The following is a 14,912-nucleotide window of genomic DNA, read 5'->3' as shown; positions in this document are numbered from 1 at the left end:
GACAGGAGACCAGATCATGATCCGCACCTCCCTGCTGACCGGCTTCGCTTCGCTCGCCCTGTTCGCCGCCCCGGCGATGGCCCAGAACATCTCCGACATCTCCAACACCGCGGCCGGCGTCGGCAATACCGCCAACCAGAGCGCGCTGGTCATGCAGCGGTCGAAGGGTCCCTTCGCCGGGCCGAACGTCGCCACCGTGTCCAACCTCGCCGCCGGCATCGGCAACACGGCCAACCAGGGCGCCTTCGTGAAGCAGCGCAGCGGCGGCGTGTTCGGCGGCGGCTCGGCCGCGACCATCGGCAACACCGCGGCCGGCATCGGCAACAACGCCGGCCAGATGGCGACGGTGATGCAGCGGAGCGGCGGTCTGCTGAGCGGCGGCTCGGTCGCCAATGTCGGCAACACGGCGGCGGGCATCGGCAACACCGCCCTGCAGAACGGCACCGTGCTGCAGCGCTCCGGCGGTCTGCTCGGCCCCTTCAACCACAGCTCCATGCAGAACCTGTCGGCCGGCGTCGGCAACTTTGCCGGACAGAGCGCCCTGGTCAAGCAGCGCTGACCGCCGACCCTCTCCTTCCAGGCTTCCTCCCCAGACCTCGCTCCGGCCGGTTCCCCGGCCGGAGCTTTCTTTTGCCCGCCTGGCCCCGCCGGAACTGGCCGGAAAACGCCGGTCAACTGTGGGTCAGCTCACAGAAGCCTGCCGGGCACTTCACTAAGCTTCCTTCAAGAAGACATCGGGGCGCGGAAGCCCGAAGCCTCACCCCCATCGAAGGAACCCACGCCATGATCCGCAATTTCGTTCTGGGCGCTCTCGCCACCGCCTTGCTGGCGACCCCCGCCCTGGCGCAGCCCAAATCCGCTGCCGGCCCCGGCATGCCCTCCATGATGGCCGTTCCCGGTCTGGTCAACACCAACGTCGCCAACGCCACCAATGTCGGCGCCGGCATCGGCAACTCGGCGCAGCAGCAGGGCGCCGTCTTCCAGGGCGGCGGCGGTGCGCCCATCCGCGGCGTCGGACCGCTGGTCAGCACCAATGTCGGCACCGCCACCAACGTCGCCGCCGGCATCGGCAACAGTGCGGGACAGAGGCTGCTCGGCTTTCAGGGCAACGGCGTGCAGGTCGGGCTGAATTTCAGCGGCCGCGGGCCTCTGGTCAGCACCAATGTCGGGGTCGGCACCAACGTCACCGCCGGCCTCGGCAACAGCGCCGGCCAATCGTTGACCGGCCTGCGCCGCTGATCTCCCACACCCACCCCCTACCTTCTCACCCGGGAGGCCACCGATGCCGAAGCTCCCGCTCAAAGTCCCGACAATCCTGACCATCGCCGCGCCCGTCCTGCTGTTCGCGGCCCTGTCGGCCCCGGTGCAGGCCGGCTCCCTCGCCTGCCAGACGGTCAACGGCAAGACCGTCTGCATGCGGGGGTCGGGAACGCTGAGCTGCGTGACGCTCGACGGCCTGACCCGTTGCTCCGCCACGCCGTCCGATCCGCGGTCGGAGGTCGTTCCCGATGCGGAAACCCTTCTGCTTCCCCGCCCGGTCGCCCCCGACCTGCACGGCCTCTTCGACCGCCGGGGCTTCCCCTTCGGCCATCAGGCCCGCTCGCTAGACCTGGATGACGACGACGACCCGGACATCGACTGAACCCCACCGCAATCGAACCGGAGACACCGCCATGTCCCGCCTTTTGACCCTGTCGCTGGCGCTTGCCACCATCGCCACGGCGCCGGCCTTCGCCGCGACGCCGACCCTGTCCTACACACGGGCCACCACGCTCGGCCCGCTGATCCTTCAGCCGGCCCCCGGCATCCCGAAGCCGCCGCCTTGCCTGACCTGCGGCCGGACGGCCCTGCCGGGGTTCACGCCGGGTCCCACCTATGGCGGCGACCGCGCCCTGAACCCGCAGCCATTGCCGCCGAAGGCGATCTTCCGCTAACCCCTGACTTTCCAACCAAAGGGCGACCGGCCAGCGCCGGCCGCCCTCTTCGTGTCCATCCCACGCACGGACGGAGCAGCAGCGCCAACGACGGCGTACCGCCTTTGACGGAGTAAGACGGCCCGGTTGCGGGCGTACCATTCCCTGGCTGGAGAAGCGGCCCGCGATGTCAACCACGATGTCAGCAGGGGGGTGGCGGCCATGACCGCGATACGGATCAACTTCGACAAGGATCTCGTCCTCGCCGGGCATTTCCTGCTCAAGCATCTGGAGCGGGAGGAACGGCATCGTCTGGCCAACACCGCCCGGCTGTCCCACCACCCGCGCGGCGCCATGATCTTCCAGAAGGGCGACCCGGGCGACAGCATGATGGCGGTCATCCGCGGCCGGGTGAAGATCTGCTGCCATTCCATGGACGGCAAGGAGCTGGTGCTGAGCATCATCAACAAGGGCGGCCTGTTCGGCGAGATCGCGCTTCTGGACGGCGAGCCGCGCACCGCCGACGCGGTGGCGCTGGAGGAGACCGACCTGCTGGTCCTCGACCGGTCGCAGCTGATGCCGGTGCTGACGGCGCGGCCCGATCTGGCCTTCCGCATCATCGGGGTGCTGTGCAAGCGGCTGCGAACGACCAGCGAGCATCTGGAGGACACGCTGTTCCTGGAAGCGTCCTCCCGCTTCGCCCGCGCGCTGAAACGGCTGGGCGACGCCTTCGGCAAGCCGGGGCCGCAGGGGCTGCGGCTGGACATCAAGCTGTCGCAGCAGCAGCTCGGCTGCCTCGTCGGCGTGTCGCGCGAGAGCGTCAACAAGCTGCTGAACGAATGGCAGCGTGCCGGCGTGATCGAAATGGATGCCGGCCATATCGTCATCCGCGACACCCGCGCGCTGGACGAGATCGGCGAATCCTGCGGCTGAAGCGCTCATTCGACACCGTCCTGTGAGCCGCGCCACAGCGCCGGCCCAGGCGTCCGCCCTACCCTGCTCCCCATAGCCGGCCACCAGCGCCGGCCGCCGATCCGGAGGGAGCCCATGACGATGTCGTCCCGTACCACCCTTCTTCCCACGGTCGCCGCTCTGCTGCTGACCGCCGGGACGGCTGCAGCCCAGGTCACCGGCGGCATCGCCTTTCCACCCGGCCCGATTCCCGGCGCCGCGATGGCGCAGGCCTTCTCACAGGCGCCGCGCCTGCCGGTGTCGGTGAATCCGACACCCCGTGGCGCGCCCCCCGGCGCGATGGTGACCAACCCGTCGGTCCGCCGGTCTTCCGTGAACCAGCAAGCGATCACCCGCATCCGCGGCGACGCCGGCTATCTCGCCGGCTTCAACAAGGGCCAGCCGCTGGCCGCCAGCCGCCAGCCGCCGGTGCAGCCCGATCCCGGCTTCACCATCATCGACGCGCCTTTCATTGTGAACAACTTCAACAGCGCGCTGAACTTCGCCTTCGGCGACGGCAACGTCAGCCAGCAGCAGCTCGGCGACGGCGCCGCCGGCCCGGTGGAAACCGCCGCCCCCGCCCAGCCGGCGCCCGAACCGGCCCCCGCTCCCGCGCCGTCCGCCAAGCCCGCTGGCCCATCGACGCTGGATCTGCTGATGAGCACCGCCGGACCGCTGCCGCACCTGCCCACGGCACTGGCCCATGGCGGGGTGCAGTTCAACAACGTGAACACCGTGACCAACACCGCGGTCGGCACGCACAACCGCGCGACCCAGAACACCGTCACCGTCCAGCGCTAGATCGGATCGCGTAAAATCGGAATCGATTTGGAGCGTGAATCCGATCGCCAAACATAAAGCTCCAGCACCCTCAGTTCACCTCGCGCGCCACCCGGAAGCCGTTGGTGAGATAGCGGACGTCGATGTCGTAGCTGTTGCGCACCGTGCCGTTGATCGCCTCCGGCTTGTCGCGCCAGGAGCCGCCGCGCAGCACCCGCTTGCGGCAGTCGCCGCGGGTCCAGGCGCTGCCGTCGTCCGGCGCGCCGTGATAGCTCTTGTTCCAGCAATCCTCCACCCATTCCGCCACGCCGCCGTTCATGTCGTGCAGGCCGAAGGGGTTCGCCTTGTAGCTGCCGGCCGCGATCGGGGTCAGGTGCTCGTGCGGGCCGCCGCAGCCGTCGCAGTCGGCATGGGTCCCGCTCTCCCCTCCCCACCAGTAGGGCGTCGTTGTGCCGGCGCGCGCGGCGAACTCCCATTCCGCCTCGCTCGGCAGGCGGTAGCGCTGTCCGGTCTTGCGGCTGAGCCATGCCACATAGGCCTGGGCATCCTGCCAATGCAGATTGTGGACGGGCGTGCCGTCGGTGGGGTTGACCATGCGCGGCATGTCGGTGCAGCCGCCCTCCTGGATGCAGGCGCGCCACTCGCCGACCGTCACCTCATACATGCCGAGCGCGAAGGGCTTCGCGATGGTGACGCGGTGGACCGGCCGCTCCGACGGGTCGCCCTTGTCGTTCCCCATCATGAAGCTGCCGGCCGGTACCCGCACCAGCACCGGACAGGTCGGGCAATCCTGGAAGCTGTTGCCGTTGCCATGGTTGCGCGCCGTCCCGTTGCCCGGCGCCGGTGCGGGCGCCGGCGGCGTGGTCGCCGCCACCTGCGGCTCGGCCTTGGAGGGCTCGGGCGGTGGCGGTTTGATGGCTGCCTCCACCACGGGTTCCGCTGGCGGTGCGGCCGGGGGAGGTGCCGCCGCCTGCGCCGGCAGCGGTTCGTGCTTCAACAGGCTGGCGGCAATAAAACCCTGGGTGCCGTCCTCCAGCGCGATGCGATACCACCCGCCGTCCGGCACGCGGCCCAGCACCTGCACCGCCGATCCGCGCGCCACCCGGCCGACCCGCGCGCCACTGTTGGCCGGCGCCGCCCGCAGCACGCTGTCCACCGTGGCTGTGTAGCGTCCGGGTTCCGCCGGCTCCAGACCGGGTCCCAACGTCGCGTCCTGTTTCGCCGGCTCCTGTTTGGCCGCCTCCTGCCTGGTCTCCGCCTTCGGCGGCTCTTCCGCCCGCTTGCGGGCGAGGGTCAGCGTTTCCAGCTGGCGGCGGGCGATGGGGGCATAACCGCTGCCGCCGAACAACTGCAGGAAGGCCTGATAGTCGCCGGGCTCCCTGCTGGACTGAACGCGCTTCCACAGGCTGTCCTCCAGCTCCGCCACCGGCGTGGTGCCCGGCGGCGCGATCTCAACGCTGACGCTCGCCGTGGCGGTGCCGCCGCGCCCATCATCGACGCTGTAGCGCAGGATTCCCGCCGGTCCGGGGGCCGCGGCCTCCGGGTCGAAGGTCAGCGCGGTCAGCGCCTGGACGGTCAGCCGGTCGCCCGGCTTCACCACCGCCGCGCCATTGTGGACGCTGCCGCGCTCCGGCACGGCGGTGACGGTGACGGTCAGCGGGTCGCCGTCCGGATCGGCCGGGGCGTCGATTCCCATCGGATTGCCGGCGACGCGCAGCTTGCGCTCCGCCACCACGGCCGGCGGCTGGTTGCTCGGCTTGATGGTGACCGGGATGGTGCCGGTGACCATGCCGCCGCGGCCGTCGGCCACCAGGAACTCGAAGGCGCCGGCCTCGCCGCGGAAGCTGCCGTCGGGCTTGAAGCTGGTCGCCGCCAGCTGCTCCACCGTCAGATAGTCGCCGATCAAGACGCTGCGTTCCCCGACGCGGACGGTGCCGCCGCGCGGCAGCCCGGTGACGCGGGCGTACATCTGGTCGTCGTCGGGGTCCGTCGGCTTGCCGGCCCCCAGCGGCTCCGGCCCTGCGTGGTCGAGCACGGTCAGCGCCCGCAACTCGCCCAGCACCGGCGGCCGGTTTGGCGGGCGCGGGTTGAAGTAGAAGGGCGTGGCGCCGAGCGACCCATAGACGAACGGCTCCTGCCGGCCATTGGTGGCCTGCTTCACCGTGTCGCGCACATTGCGGAAGAACAGGCTCAGCTCCAGCCCCGGCGTCTGCAGGTGCTGGAGCAGCGCCGCGCTGAAGGGGCTGTGGTCGCCGGTGCCGTCCTCCGCCAACTGGTCGGCGCGGGTCGCCATCGCCACCAGCGTGTCGCTCGGCGTATCGTCGACGCTGCCGAAGCCGGGATGCGCCTGATTGCGATTGGATCCGCTGCGGGTCAGGCGGTCGACGAAGGGATTGTTGCGGCAGGCGTCGAGGATGAGGATGCCCAGCTTGCGCGCCCCGGCCAGCTCCCCCATCGGCAGGTTCAGCGGGATCGCCTCATAGACCAGATCGCGTTCGCGCTCCAGCTGGGCGTCGGCGGGCAGCAGGTAATTGACGCCGTTCACCTGGATACCGTGCCCGGCATAGAAGATCACCGCCACGTCGGCCTGCGATGCCTTGATGCCAAACTGACGCAGGGCGGTGGCAAAGCCGCGGGCGTCGAGGTCGTACTCCTCATCCACCGTGAAATTCAGCCCCCGCAGCGCTTCGCCGATCGCCCGGGCGTCGTTGCGTGGGTTCAGCAGTTCCGGCGCGTTGCTGTATTTGCTGACCCCGATCACCAGCGCCAGCCGGCTTTCCGCCGCGCCGGCCCCCGGCCCCGGCCCGCCACCCGCCGAACGGGCCGCATGCGCAAAGCCACCCGGCACCGCGACCACCAGCAGGAGCAGCAGCACCGCGAAAAGCGTCCGGCAGGGTCCGACCGGTCCCATCATCCCCGCCTCCGTCCCCGAGCAAAGAGGCCCCCTCGACCACGGGGGTCCGCCGGCAAGGCTTGCGACGCATGGCGGGCAGCCTTGGCTGTATTTACGGAAATTGCCTACAGCCCGCCTTGGTTGGAAGAAGCATACTCATGGATGAGGCAATTGCCAATCCGCCCCTTCCGCCTAAACCCGGCAAAAGAGGGGGTGGCAGGCCGAAGTGATTACTTCCTGTATCGAGGGTTAATGCTGACGATTATCACTAGGAGCCATCGGCGTCTTCATCGTCGATCAACAGCCAAATCCGCACCGCCTTGACCTTGCCCTTCAGCGCCACCTCCCCCACCGGCAGCGCCTTGCAGCGGTCGCGCACCGCCTGCCAGGTCGGATCGCCGACGATGATGCGGGCATGGCGGGAGGACCGGGCATCCACCATCTTGCCATAGGCTTCCAGCCGGGCGGCGGTGTTGGCGGTGTCGCCCAGCAGCGAATATTCACTGTGCCGCAGCCCGCCCAGGCTGCCGGCCACCAGCGGGCCGGTATACAGGCCGACGCGGATCCCCACCGGCGGCAGCCCTTCCGCCCGCCACCGGCGGTTTAACGCCACCAACTCCCGCCCCATCTGCAGGGCGCAGCGGACAGCGCGGGCGGCGTCGGCGTCGATCTGCGCCTGGGTGGTGCGGGCCACGGGCGCGCCGAAGACCGCCAGGATCGCATCGCCGACAAAGCGCAGCACCACCCCCTCGTTGGCGGTGACGATGCGCACCATGGCATCCAGATAGCCCTCCAGCCAGCGGATCAGCGGCTCCGGCTCCAGCGCCTCGCAGATGGTGGTGAAGCCTTCGATGTCGGAGAACAGCACGGTGGCGGTCAGCTGCTGCGGGCGCGGGCGGTTGCCGGCCATGAAGGTCGCGCGCTCCCGCCAGATCTCCTCCGCCACCGGCTGGGAGACATGGTTGGCGAACAGCTGCATCATGACGCGCCGGTCGGCCCGCTCGCGCAGCGACATCTGCACGGTCATCGCGGCGATGCCGGCGCCCCAGGCCAGCGCCGGCGCCACCAGCGGCACCAGCGGCCCGCCGGCCGCGAACAGCGTCGTCGAGCCGGCCCAGGCCCCGGCGGGAACCAGCAGCCCCGCCGCCGCCAGCAGCCCCAGCGGCAGCCCGGCCATCGCCAGCGCCACCCCCGCCGCCGCCAGCAGCAGAGCCAGCGCAGCCTCCCCAACAAAGGGAAGCCGCGGGCTGCTCCGCCCGTCCAGCAGCTGGGCCAGCACATGCGCTTCAATCTCCACGCCCGGCGTCGAGGCTCCGGCGGACGACAGCGGCGTGCGGTGCTGGTCGATGCCGGCCAGCGCCGTGCCCACCAGCACCGTCCGCCCGGTCAGCCAGCTCTTCGGCAGAACGGCGACCGCCTCGGCGGGATAGATCGGAAACGGGGTGGTGGCGCCGTCGGGCCGGCCGTGCCAGTCAATGCGGAACGGCTCCGCCGGAACCCCGGACGCACCGCCGAGCCGGGCGAGTTGCACCGGCAGGCTGGGCGTGCCGTCGCCGCCGAAGGGAACGTGCCAGCGCACGGCGGCGTCGAGCCGGTCCTTCGCCAGATTGGCATGGCCGCGCGCCAGCCCGTCGGTGAACTCGCCGAGGAAGCGGCGCTGCCGCTCGGTCAGCGGCGTCTGGTCCAGTGCCGTAATCGCCACCACCGGGACCGTCGCGCCCAGCATGGCGCGGCGCAGCCGCTCATCCAAGGCCGGTAAGGTCGGCTGGTCGAACAGCACGTCGATGCCGATGGCGCGCACCCGGGCCGCCTCCAGCACGCCGATGATGTCGGCCAGCATGCCGCGATCCACCGGCGACCGGCAGGCGAGCCCGGCGAAACTGTCCTCCCCGAACAGCACCAGTGCGATGGCAGAATGCTGCGGCTGAGGCGGGGCCGCCGTGGCGATCAGGCGGTCGGCCAAACTCTCGTCGGCGGTGCGCAACGGCGGCACCAGCCGCGCCGCGGCGAGTGCCAGCAGGGCGCTGCCCAGCACGATGGCCAGGGCCAGCCAGCCTCCCGGCCAGCGGCGCCGGCCGGACAATGGCCGGTCGTCCGCCGCCGGCCCGGCGATGGGCGAGGATTCCAATCTCCCCCGCGATGTCGCCGGCGCACCGTCCATGCGTCCCTCACCGGACCTTCAGGAACAGTTGGGCGGAGGCCACTTCGGTCTCGCGCAGGCGCGACACCGTACGGTCGAGCTGGACGGCGGCCTCCTCGGACAGCGGGCGGAAGGCGGCGGCGCGGCCGGGCATCTCGTCGTCCAGGTTGCGGCTGGCGGCGATGCAGCGCACCTCCAGATCGGCAGGCCCCTCCCCGGCGCGCAGCGGCATGCGGTCGCCCGACAGGCTGAGCGGCACATTGCCGGCCACCCGGGCGCTCATCGCGGCGCCGGCCGGGAAGATCGGGATCAGTTGGGCTCGCGCGTTGCGCAGATAGCAATAGAGATGGGCGTCGCGGTCGGTCTGGACCAGCAGGCGGATGTCCTCGCCCGGCCGGTAGGCGGGTCCGCCGCCGTGATCCGTCGAAAGGAAGAGGTCGAGCGGCACCGTCGCGTCGCGCAGGGCCGCCATCGCCGCGGCGATCTGCCCGGCGCAGCCGGCAGAAGCCATGCCCACCGCCAGCGCCGCCCCGCCGGTCGCCCCGACCATGCGGACACGCACCGTGCCGACCAGGGTTCCATCCGGCCGCAGCGCGCCGATGTCGGCCCCGTCCGCCAGCGGCAGGGACCGCGGCCAGGGCGCCGGACCGTCGTTCGCCCAATTGACCGTCGCACGCTCCCCACCCGTCATGTCCTGCAAGGTGAGGCGGTCCAGACCCGGCTCGGCCGGGCGGCGCAGTGCGGGCGGGCTTCCCGCCTTGACGCACTGGACACCGGACACCGACGGGTCGATCGCCAGCGCCCGCTCCAATGCCGCGTCCAGCGGGTTTCCAAGGGCGCGTGCCGCACCCAGGTCGCTCTGCATGAAGCGGTCGTCGCCGGGGCCGGCACGGGCCGAAACCGCACTCTCGGCCCTGTCGTCGGGCACACCGTCATAGGGGCCGCGCAGCCGCAGCAGCCGCCCATTGGCGAACAGCAGCGTGGCATTCGCCCCATCGGGGAGCCGCAAGGCCTGCCCGTCGGCGACCAGCTGGCCCTGGACGAAGCCGGGCGCGCTGGACGACACGACCACGGCCTCCGCCCGCACCCCGGCGGCATGGCCACAGCCCAGCGCAAGAACGGCGGCGCCGAACGCATGGGAAATGGATCGCTTGAACATGGTTATCCTCTTCTGGTTGGAAGGCGGATCAGTCGCGGCTGCGCTCTCTTCCCTCATCGGGGGAAAGCAGGCAGGCGGTGCGCGACTGCGTCACCACCGACACCGCCCCATCCGTCGCGCCGTTGCGGCGGAAACGCAGGCCGTTCATCTGGCTGGCGATGCTGAGCGAGACGACGGCAAGGTCCGCTTCGTCGATGATCTTGTGGCCGTCCTGCCAGCACTGGACCCGGACCTTTTTGCCGGCGGGGGCGACATCGACGCCGCCGCTCGCCGCTCCGGAGCTTTCGCCATCCTTCTTGCGGACCACCGTGGCGTCGGCCCCGGTGGCGGCGGCAAGCCCGAGGCAAATGGCGAGGAGCAAGGCGTGTTTCATGGCATCCCCTCCGTTTCGGCCGCCGCTCAATGGGTCGGCTTGAATTCGACGCGCCGGTTGCGGCCGTCATAGGGGTTGGCGGCGAGCGGCTCGGTCGGCCCCTTGCCGTCGACGGTGATGCGCTTGGGATCGATCTGATGGACGCGGACCAGATACTCGCCCACCGACACCGCGCGGCGCTGCGACAGCAACATGTTGTAGGCGAGACTGCCGCTGGCGTCGGTGTGGCCCTCCACGGTCAGCCCCAGGCTCGGATCCTCCTTCATCAGCGCCCCGACGGAGTCGATGTAGGAGGCGGACTCCGCCGGAATCTCGGCCGAATTCAGGGCGAAGTTGATGCGGAAGCCGAAGGCCTGCGGCGCCGCCTCCGGCTCGGCGGCCGGGGCGGGGGCGGGTTCGGCGGCTGCCTCCATCCGCACCTCCTGGCGGCGATGCTTGTGCGCGGGACGGCTCGGTGCCGGCTGCGGTGCGGGCTGGGTGACCGCAGGCTGGGTGGCCGGCCGCATCTCCGCCTGGGGGGCCGGCTGCGCCGCCGGCAGGGGGGCCGTGCCGTAATTGATCTCGTCGATCGGACGCGGGCGCTTGGCGGCGGCACCGGCCGCACCGCCGATGATCTCGATGCTGCGGGTGCGGATCTTCGGTTCCGGCGCCACCACCTCGCGCAGTTCCTCCACGCTGGGCGGCCGATCGAACATCATCACCTTCGACTGGCCGGAGCCCTCCACCGTCTGGGCGGATGCCGGACCGGCCCAGACGGCCAGCATCGGCAGGGTGGCGGCCACAGCATGGAACAGAGTGGATTTGGTCATTTGAGGCTCCATGGGCAGGAGAAGGAACGGCGTTGCCCCTGGTTCTAGCGCCACCCTCCTCCCCCGCGCTGTGAGCCGGCCAACAGTCGGCCCCGTTTTCCTCGACGACGCGTGGCCTCACTCCCCTTGCGCCAGCGTGCCGGGCAGCACCTTCACCGTCAGCCGCTTGGCGCGGGCGTCGCTGCCCTTCGCCGTGGCGAAGGCGTTGATGACGTCGTCCAGGGCGGCGCCGGGAATGGGCTGCAGATCCTCGCTCTTGAACGCTTCCGGGATGCGCAGGCCGATCTCGTCATGGGACAGCACGCAGGCCACCGTCTCCTCCGCCCCCGGCCGGTCCATGCGCAGGTTGAAGGGCTTCTGCACACCGGGCGGGATTTCCACCTGCCGGCCGGCCTCGACGAAGGCATCGGGCTGGAAGCGGTTGGGGAAGATGCGGGAGACCGTGCCGGCGGCATCGCGGTAATAGCAATAGACGAAGCCGTCCGCCGTTGGCTGCATCCGCACCACCAGAGCCTCCCCGGCGCGGTAGCGCGGTGCTGGCCCGCGGTCCGACGACAGCAGCAGGTCGAGCCGGGCCGGCGACGGCTGGGCGCGCGGCAACCCCTCGCCGCCGGCATTGCTGACGCTCTGCAGCCGGGCCGGCGACGCCCCGCCTTCGGCCGGCGGCTTGGCGAGCAGGCGCTGATAGAGGTCGAAATCGATGCGGCCGGTGGCGATCAGGTCATGGTCGGCCTGGAATCGCCCGACGGCTTCGGCGGTTCGCTGGTCGAGCTGCCCGTTGACCGGCCCGTCGTAATAGCCCTGTGCCGATAGCGCACGCTGGGTGAAGGTGACCCGCTCCGTCGGCGCCATGCCGTCGAACCAGCCGCGCGCCTCCGCCATGAAGGCGGGGTTGGTCTGGTCGATGCCCAGGCATTGCCAGTAGGGCACGCGGGTCAGCTTGCCCAGCACTTCGATGGTGCTGAGTTCGACCAGCGTGCGCACGCCCTGATGCAGCCCCTCCGACCGGTTCAGCGAAATGTTGAAGGACAGGCCGGCCTTGCCGATCACCCCGCCGGCATCCGCGCCGCGCCCCGACGACACCACCGCCAGCGTGTTGGACGCCGACATGCCGGGGATGATCTGGCGGGTCACCAACTCCCCGACATTCAGGTCGACCGAGACCATCGACACCACCTGATCGGCCGACACGCCGATGTCCAGCTTGGGCAGCGACAGCCCCGCCCCCGCCGCCTCGCTGACCACATTGTCGTCCAACTGGGTGATAGCGCCGCGGATGTAGTAGGACGGCGCGCGGAAGTTCGGCTGCACGCCGATCATCCAGTAGAGCGCATTGACGTCGTCCAGCGCCGGTTCGAAATCGACGAAGCGGAAGGCGTTGGAAGTCTCCGACATGCGGGAGACGGCGGTGATCAGCATCTCCTTCGTGCCGCCGGCGACCCGGCCGGTAGCGTCGGGCAGGCCGTTGGCGGTGATGTAGATGTCGCGCTTGCCGTGGGTCCACAGCAGCCTGTCCATGCAGCGCAGCGCCTCGCTGAAGCTGCTGATGGTGCGGACAGCCGGGGTCTTCGGCTGCTGCACCACGCGCGCCATCTCGCCGGAGGTGAAGCAGCCGCTCAGCGCCAGCGTCAGCCCGGCGGAAACCGCGACGGAACCAAGGACCCGGACCATGCTCATCGGCGCTGTCTCCTCTGGGTTGGTGCGTCCGGTCCCCGTCATGGGTTTCACGCTTTGCGGCTTCGGACCGTCACCGCTCCGACACTTGCTGGCCGCGATCGGCCCGGACCGTGATGGTGATCTTCTTCGACATGATCGGCGGGTCGTGCGGCACATGGTCGGCATCGGCCAGGACCAGTTGCAGCGTGTGCCGTCCCGGCGGCAGTTCCAGCACCGTTTCGGTCTGGCCCTTGCCGAAATGCAGGTGCTGCTTGTCGTTGGGGATCGGTTCGTCGAAGTTCTTCAGGTCGGTGTCGACCAGCAGGTGATGGTGCCCGGTGCCGTCCTTGCGCACGCCGGCCGGCGCGACCCCGAAATTCCGCAGCCCGAACCACACCTTGAACCGCGTTCCCACCACCTCGCCATTGTTGGGCCAGCCGATGTAGAGCCAGGCATCCTTGCGGCCGGGCGTCCGCAGCGGAGTGGCGGTGGCGTTCTGATCGGTCTTATGATCGGCACTGTGTGCGCCGGATGCTTCTTCGGCAGCCGCCGGGGTCGCCGCGCAGACCAGCGGTGCAACCGCCAGCGCCGCCCAAAGCACCGCCATCCGAGCGGCGCAGGGTGCGGGACCGGTCGCAATATTCGGCAATCCTGTCTTCATGATGCCCTCCCTGTCGGACATGAACCGGATGGGACCGGTCAGCGGACGGTGATGGTCACCTTGTCCGACATCACCGGCGGGTTGTGCGGAACATGCTCGGCGTCGCCCACCACCATCTGCAGCGTGTGAACTCCAGGCGGAAGCTCAAGCCGCGCCTCGGTCTGGCCGGCGCCGAAATGCAGGTGCTGCTTGTCGTTGGGGATCGGCTCGTCCGGATTCGACAGGTCGGTGTCGACCAGCAGATGATGGTGTCCGGTGTCGGCATGGCTGATGCCGGCCGGCGCCACCCCCATGTTCTGGAGCCCCATGCGAACCCAAAGCTTCCCGCCATTGATGACCGCCCCGTTGGGAGGCCACAGGATGTAGGCACGCGCGTCATCGGGCGCTTTCGCCCGGTCGGCCAATCCCTGCCCAGCCAGAAACAGCGGCAGAAGCAGCAGGGCGCCGACTGCGATCATGGCAGTCCGCAGCATGATGTCCCCCTGTGTTCTTCATTGCCCTTTGTCCGATGACCTCGATCTTAGTCTTCCACCGGGAAGCAGGGTCCCCCCGAATTCTTGGGTAATCCCATCCCGTTGAAAACGAGCCGGTTCTGCGGCGCCCTCTTCCGAATTGGCGGAGAAATGCGGGCGCCTTCCCCATCATTGCGGCCATTGCCGCTCAGCGTCGGATTCCGAACAGCTGCTCGTTCATCGCCGCCCGGTCCGCGCCCGCCAGAGCTGCCGTCCGGCCCGGCGGCGGCAAGCCGACACCCTTCATCCCCGGCAGCCCGGCACCGACGGCCTCGCTCCGGCCGCCGCCCATCCAAGGCGGAAAGGCGCCGCCGGCACCGGCAGCGGTCGGCTGCCCGGCGCCGGCCCGGTTCGCCAGCATGGAGACGGCGGCGGCCGACAGCGGAATGCCGCCGGACTGCACCTCGAACGCGGAAGCCGGCCGGACGGCGGCGAGAAACGCCGCGAGAACGGACAGGCAAAGCATGACGGCGGCAAGGCGGCGCATCGGGCGTTTCCTCCGCGAAAAGGGCCGGAGCCGGAGAGACGCCCATCCTGCCGCACCCGCCTGCCGCCAGCTGTGGCCTGCGCCACAGGTTGGCTCGAAAACCCAACAGGCGGATGGGCTCTCAGGCAGTCGCCGTCACGCGGCGGACGCCCCCTCCGGAATACGGGCAATGACCTTGATTTCGAAGTCGAATCCCGCCAGCCAGGTCACCCCGACCGCTGTCCAGTTCGGATAGGGAGGATCGCCGATCACTTTTTCCCGGACCGCCATGACGGTCTCGATCTGGTTTGCCGGATCGGTGTGGAAGGTGGTGATGTCGACGATATCGCCGAAAGTGCAGCCGGCAGTCTTCAGCACATTGGTGAGATTGTCGAAGGCCAACTGAACCTGTCGTTCAAAGTCGGGTTCCGGCGATCCGTCGTCACGGCTGCCCACCTGTCCCGACACGAACAGAAGGTCGCCCGAACGGATCGCCGCCGAATAGCGATGATTGTCATAAAGCGCATGCCGATTGGCCGGAGTGATCGCTTCGCGTTGAGCCATGGTCTTTTTCCTCTTTGCTCGCCGGACTGGCCGGC

Annotated in this window: 16 protein-coding genes; 6 read left to right on the top strand and 10 right to left on the bottom strand. The window is 69.8% G+C overall.

The annotated features are described in order from the left end of the window. Positions 1 to 16: 16 nt before the first annotated feature. From M5E06_RS26230 to M5E06_RS26205, 6 genes are all read left to right on the top strand, one after another. Complete coding sequence (locus M5E06_RS26230) at positions 17 to 559, top strand: hypothetical protein (RefSeq protein WP_252140728.1); 543 nt, start codon at positions 17 to 19, stop codon at positions 557 to 559. A gap of 224 nt (positions 560 to 783) precedes the next feature. Beyond that, the gene (locus tag M5E06_RS26225) at positions 784 to 1,239 is read left to right on the top strand and encodes a hypothetical protein (RefSeq protein WP_252140727.1); all 456 of its coding nucleotides are present in this window, start codon (positions 784 to 786) and stop codon (positions 1,237 to 1,239) included. Between the two features lie 43 nt (positions 1,240 to 1,282). Next, positions 1,283 to 1,642 (top strand): hypothetical protein, encoded by a 360-nt coding sequence (locus M5E06_RS26220; protein ID WP_252140726.1) that lies wholly within the window; start codon positions 1,283 to 1,285, stop codon positions 1,640 to 1,642. A 31-nt stretch (positions 1,643 to 1,673) separates the two neighbouring features. Continuing rightward, entirely contained in the window at positions 1,674 to 1,934 is a 261-nt protein-coding gene (locus M5E06_RS26215; protein ID WP_252140725.1) for a hypothetical protein, read from the top strand. Between the two features lie 201 nt (positions 1,935 to 2,135). Then, positions 2,136 to 2,846 carry a Crp/Fnr family transcriptional regulator gene (locus M5E06_RS26210; RefSeq protein ID WP_146205409.1) on the top strand — a complete coding sequence of 237 codons (711 nt, stop codon included), beginning with the start codon at positions 2,136 to 2,138 and terminating at the stop codon, positions 2,844 to 2,846. Positions 2,847 to 2,960: 114 nt separating this feature from the next. Further along, positions 2,961 to 3,665 carry a hypothetical protein gene (locus M5E06_RS26205; protein ID WP_252140724.1) on the top strand — a complete coding sequence of 235 codons (705 nt, stop codon included), beginning with the start codon at positions 2,961 to 2,963 and terminating at the stop codon, positions 3,663 to 3,665. A gap of 70 nt (positions 3,666 to 3,735) precedes the next feature. On the opposite strand, the gene M5E06_RS26200 is transcribed toward M5E06_RS26205, so the two are convergent. The 10 genes from M5E06_RS26200 to M5E06_RS26155 form a co-directional block, all read right to left on the bottom strand. Further along, positions 3,736 to 6,558: an SUMF1/EgtB/PvdO family nonheme iron enzyme gene (locus M5E06_RS26200; protein WP_252140723.1), complete on the bottom strand. Its 2,823-nt coding sequence runs from the start codon at positions 6,556 to 6,558 to the stop codon at positions 3,736 to 3,738. Positions 6,559 to 6,805: 247 nt separating this feature from the next. Beyond that, entirely contained in the window at positions 6,806 to 8,665 is a 1,860-nt protein-coding gene (locus M5E06_RS26195; RefSeq protein ID WP_252140722.1) for an adenylate/guanylate cyclase domain-containing protein, read from the bottom strand. Positions 8,666 to 8,705: 40 nt separating this feature from the next. Beyond that, complete coding sequence (locus tag M5E06_RS26190) at positions 8,706 to 9,836, bottom strand: DUF4384 domain-containing protein (protein WP_252140721.1); 1,131 nt, start codon at positions 9,834 to 9,836, stop codon at positions 8,706 to 8,708. Between the two features lie 28 nt (positions 9,837 to 9,864). Further along, entirely contained in the window at positions 9,865 to 10,209 is a 345-nt protein-coding gene (locus tag M5E06_RS26185) for a hypothetical protein (RefSeq protein ID WP_252140720.1), read from the bottom strand. 26 nt (positions 10,210 to 10,235) lie between these two features. After that, positions 10,236 to 11,018 (bottom strand): OmpA family protein, encoded by a 783-nt coding sequence (locus M5E06_RS26180; RefSeq protein WP_252140719.1) that lies wholly within the window; start codon positions 11,016 to 11,018, stop codon positions 10,236 to 10,238. Positions 11,019 to 11,135: 117 nt separating this feature from the next. Next, entirely contained in the window at positions 11,136 to 12,695 is a 1,560-nt protein-coding gene (locus tag M5E06_RS26175) for a DUF4384 domain-containing protein (protein ID WP_252140718.1), read from the bottom strand. Positions 12,696 to 12,765: 70 nt separating this feature from the next. Beyond that, complete coding sequence (locus M5E06_RS26170; RefSeq protein ID WP_252140717.1) at positions 12,766 to 13,335, bottom strand: DUF4399 domain-containing protein; 570 nt, start codon at positions 13,333 to 13,335, stop codon at positions 12,766 to 12,768. Between the two features lie 38 nt (positions 13,336 to 13,373). Further along, on the bottom strand, positions 13,374 to 13,808 hold the full coding sequence (locus tag M5E06_RS26165) for a DUF4399 domain-containing protein (protein ID WP_252140716.1): 435 nt from the start codon (positions 13,806 to 13,808) through the stop codon (positions 13,374 to 13,376). 187 nt (positions 13,809 to 13,995) lie between these two features. Continuing rightward, complete coding sequence (locus M5E06_RS26160; RefSeq protein ID WP_252140715.1) at positions 13,996 to 14,334, bottom strand: hypothetical protein; 339 nt, start codon at positions 14,332 to 14,334, stop codon at positions 13,996 to 13,998. A gap of 135 nt (positions 14,335 to 14,469) precedes the next feature. Next, complete coding sequence (locus tag M5E06_RS26155) at positions 14,470 to 14,877, bottom strand: RidA family protein (RefSeq protein WP_136701701.1); 408 nt, start codon at positions 14,875 to 14,877, stop codon at positions 14,470 to 14,472. Positions 14,878 to 14,912: the final 35 nt, after the last annotated feature.

It is taken from the genome of Azospirillum sp. A1-3, from assembly GCF_023806445.1.
Taxonomy (GTDB): Bacteria; Pseudomonadota; Alphaproteobacteria; order Azospirillales; family Azospirillaceae; genus Azospirillum.
Note: the sequence above shows the minus strand (reverse complement) of the source record. Positions and strands in the feature narration are given on the sequence as shown.